The 3,819-nt window shown below is 65.1% G+C and carries 5 protein-coding genes; all 5 read right to left on the bottom strand.

Going from position 1 to position 3,819, the window contains the following annotated elements; translation table 11 throughout:
* Positions 1-119: 119 nt before the first annotated feature.
* On the bottom strand, positions 120-818 hold the full coding sequence (pth, locus tag VDP82_RS15315; protein ID WP_323015696.1) for an aminoacyl-tRNA hydrolase: 699 nt from the start codon (positions 816-818) through the stop codon (positions 120-122).
* 72 nt (positions 819-890) lie between these two features.
* Positions 891-1,505, bottom strand: coding sequence for a 50S ribosomal protein L25/general stress protein Ctc (locus tag VDP82_RS15320; RefSeq protein WP_323015697.1), 615 nt, complete (start codon positions 1,503-1,505; stop codon positions 891-893).
* A gap of 125 nt (positions 1,506-1,630) precedes the next feature.
* A complete protein-coding gene (locus tag VDP82_RS15325) occupies positions 1,631-2,563 on the bottom strand; it encodes a ribose-phosphate pyrophosphokinase (RefSeq protein WP_323015698.1) in 933 nt (310 codons plus the stop codon).
* Between the two features lie 221 nt (positions 2,564-2,784).
* Positions 2,785-3,531, bottom strand: a complete 747-nt coding sequence (gene pgeF / locus VDP82_RS15330; protein WP_323015699.1) for a peptidoglycan editing factor PgeF — start codon at positions 3,529-3,531, stop codon at positions 2,785-2,787.
* Positions 3,528-3,819: SAM-dependent methyltransferase (locus VDP82_RS15335; protein ID WP_323015700.1), on the bottom strand; the 292-nt coding region annotated here is incomplete at its 5' end. The genes pgeF and VDP82_RS15335, both read right to left, overlap by 4 nt.

A 3,819-nucleotide genomic window follows, 5' to 3' on the forward strand; every position in this document is an offset into this window, starting at 1 on the left:
AGGGTCGACTTGCCGACATTGGGCAGGCCGACAATGCCCATCTTGAAACCCATGGAGATGCTCCGAAAACGATTGGCCTTCCCTTGGGTCGGATCGGCCGGCTTGTCAATGTTTGGGGCTCACTCGCCCTTGAACAGCTTCTTGAGCATGTCGGCCATCGGCCCGCTTTGCGGAACCTTGGCCTGCGGGGCCGTGGGCCGGGCCTGGCGGATATGGCTCTGGGCCTTGGGGGCCGGTTTTTCGTCCGCGCCCGGGGACTGCACCGCCAGCGCCAGCCTGTTCATGAAGCCGGAATCGTCGCCCTTGACCAGCAGGTCGACATTCCTGGCCAGCGCGTCGAGCAGCGGTTCGAGCCAGTCGCGGTCGGCCTTGGCGAAATCGCCCAGCACGTGGCGGGTGACGAATTGCTTGCCCGGATGCCCGATCCCCAGCCGCACGCGCTTGTAGTCGAGCCCGATCTGCGGATCGATGGAGCGCAGGCCATTATGGCCGCCATTGCCGCCGCCGGTCTTGACCCGCACCTTGCCCGGCGCCAGGTCGAGTTCGTCGTAAAACACGATGATGTCGGCGGGGGCGAGCTTGTGGAATTGGGCCACCTTCTGCACGCTGTCGCCCGAGCGGTTCATGAAGGTCTGCGGCTTGAGCAGCAGCACCTTTTCGCCCCCGATCTGGCCTTCGGCCAAAAGCCCCTGATGCTTGGCGCGGAAGGGGCCGATGGCATAAGCGCGGGCGATGGCGTCGAGCGCCATGAAGCCGATATTGTGCCGGTTGCCCTCATATTCGCCGCCCGGATTGCCCAGGCCGACCAGAAGTTTCATGGCAGCGCTCCAAAACGAAAGAGGCGACCCGTGGGCCGCCTCGGAAAGATGTGAGAAAGGGGGGCGGTCCGATTACTCGGAGGCGGCCTCGTCCTCGCCGCCGGCTTCGGCGGATTTCAGGCCCGAGGGGGCCACGATGGTGGCGATGGTGAAGTCGCGGTCCTGGATCACCGGGGTCACGCCCTTGGGCAGCGCGACCTTGGAGATATGCAGCGCATCGCCGATATCGGTGCCTTCCAGATCGACCACGATGTGCTCGGGAATAGCATTGGCCGGGGCGTGCACCTCGACGGCGTGGCGCACCACGTTGAGGGTGCCGCCGCGCTTGAGGCCGGGGCTCTTTTCCTCATTGATGAACACCACCGACACTTCCACATTCAGCACCGAATTGGCGCCGATGCGCAGGAAATCCACATGGATGGGGAAATCCTTGACCGGGTCGAGCTGGTAGTCGCGCGGAATGACGCGATGCTTGGTGCCGTCCACGTCCAGTTCCAGCACGTTCGACTTGAAGCCGCCGGCATAGATGGCCTTGTGGACGTCCTTATAGGGGAGGGCGATGGTGACGGGGGTCTTCTTGTCGCCATAGATAACAGCAGGGACGAGTCCCTGACGGCGCAGTTCACGAGCGGCCCCCTTGCCCACTCCCTCACGCGCCTGTGCGGTCAGCACCTTGGTCGCAGTCATGGAAATATCCATTCTGGGTTGGTGTATGTCTTGCCTTCAAAACATACGCGCCCGTCCTCCAGGGGTGACGAGCGCTTCATGGCGGCGGCTATAGCGGAAACCGGGCCGCCCGGCAAGACGACTCGTCAGTCAAAAAGGCTGGAAACGCTCTGCTCGCTGGCGGTGCGGGCGATGGCTTCCCCGATCAGGGGCGCGATGGACATGCGGCGGATCTTGCCGGCCTGGCGCTGGGCTTCGGTTTCCTCGATGGAATCGGTCACCACCAGCTCCTTGAGCTTGCTGGCGGCGATGCGCTCGGAGGCGCCTTCGGAGAGCACGCCATGGGTGATATAGGCCGAAACCTCCTTGGCGCCAGCCTTGAGCAGGGCCTCGGCGGCGTTGACCAGCGTGCCGCCCGAATCCACGATATCGTCGATGAGGATGCAGGCCTGCCCCTCCACTTCGCCGATGATGTTCATCACCTCCGACACGCCCGCCTTGGGCCGGCGCTTGTCGACGATGGCCAGGTCCGTGCCCAGGCGCTGGGCCACGGCGCGGGCGCGCGCCACCCCGCCCACGTCGGGCGAGACGATCATGGTGTTCTTGAGATTGTAATTGTCCAATATGTCGCTGGTGATGATCGGCGCGCCATAGAGATTGTCGGTGGGGATGTCGAAGAATCCCTGGATCTGGGCGGCGTGCAGATCGAGCGTGATGACGCGGTTGACGCCGGCCTGGGTGATGAGGTTGGCCACCAGCTTGGCCGAGATCGGCGTGCGCCCGGTGGCGCGGCGGTCCTGCCGCGCATAGCCGAAATAGGGCACCACCGCTGTGATGCGCCGGGCCGAGGAGCGCCGCAGCGCGTCGGTCAGGATCAGCAGCTCCATCAGATTGTCATTGGCTGGAAAGCTGGTCGATTGCAGGATGAAGACGTCTTCGCCGCGCACATTTTCATGCACCTCGACATAGACTTCCTTGTCGGCGAAGCGCCGGACCGTGCAATCGGTCAGGGGGATTTCCAGATAGCTGGCAACAGCCTGGGCGAGGGCCCGGTTCGAATTGCCGGTCACCAGCTTCATGGGCGCGATCCTGTCTCAACCGGCCTTCGGGAAGCAAGGCCACCAGATTTCGCGGCAGCTTTAGCGCCTCGTTCCCCCCCAGGCAACGCCCCATTGGTCTGATATGTAAATTAAAGCCTTCGAGCCGTCCTGTATGGGCAAATCGCTCCAGTGGAGCGATTTGAGGCGAGAAGGCCATGAGAGCTATGCTCGAATGGCACGAGGCCGTCTCGCAGGGCGGCTCAAAGCCCGATCATCGCCATCTGCCGTCCGGTCCTGGTCCCTTTATGCGTGGCGTAGCGGTGGGAAAAATACCGCTCGGGGCTGGCATAGGTGCAGGCATCCAGCACATCCGCCCGCACGCCCAGCCGTTCCGCCTCCTCGCCTAGAAATTTGGGCAGGTCGAAATGCGCCTTCTTGCCCTCGGGGGTGAAAAACGCCGCCTTGGCCTCGGGCCGCAGCGCCAGCACCTGCGCTTGGAAGTCCGGGCCCACCTCGTAATGGGGTCCGCTGATGGTCGGGCCGAGGACCAGCGCGATCGTCTTGCGCGATGCGCCCAGGCTTTCCATGGCCGCGATGGTCTGGCCGAGAATGCCATCCACGGCGCCGCGCCAGCCGGCATGGGCGGCCCCGATCACCCCGGCCTCGGCGTCGGCCAGCAGCAGCGGCGCGCAATCGGCGGTGAGAATGCCCAGCAGCACGTCTTTTCGCCGCGTCACCATGCCGTCGGCTTCCACATCGCCCTGCGGCAGCGCATCATCGAGCACCACCACGCGATTGGAATGCACCTGCTTGAGAAATGCCAGCTCTTCTCCGCCCAGCGCCGCCATTGCCCGCGCCCGGTTTTCTGCCACCGCCGCCGCGTCGTCGCCCACCGAGACCGACATGTTGAGCCCGGAAAAATCGCCGGTCGACACCCCGCCCTGCCGGCCGAAAAAGCCGTGCCGCAGGCCGGACAGCGCTTCTGCTCGCTCGAACTGCGGCGTCATGCGAAGCCCTCGGGCCTGAGGCCGGGGCTGGCGGCGCAGAAGGCCTTGAACAAATCCCCCATCTGCGCGGGATCGACCAGCCGGTCCCGCGCCCCCGCCAGGTCTGCCGCCATCGCCGGGTTGGCGGCGCTCAGCGCCGCGCAGCGCTCATTGATGCCGAGCCGGGTGAGAAACGCCCCCTGCGTTGCCAGAGGCTGCACCGCCAGCCCCGCCTGCCGGGCCAATTGGCCCATCGCCTCGAAATCGACATGGGCGGACAGGTCGGTTTCCCCCGGCGCCTCCAGCACA

It is taken from the genome of Devosia sp. (genome assembly GCF_034675085.1).
Taxonomy (GTDB): domain Bacteria; phylum Pseudomonadota; class Alphaproteobacteria; order Rhizobiales; family Devosiaceae; genus Devosia.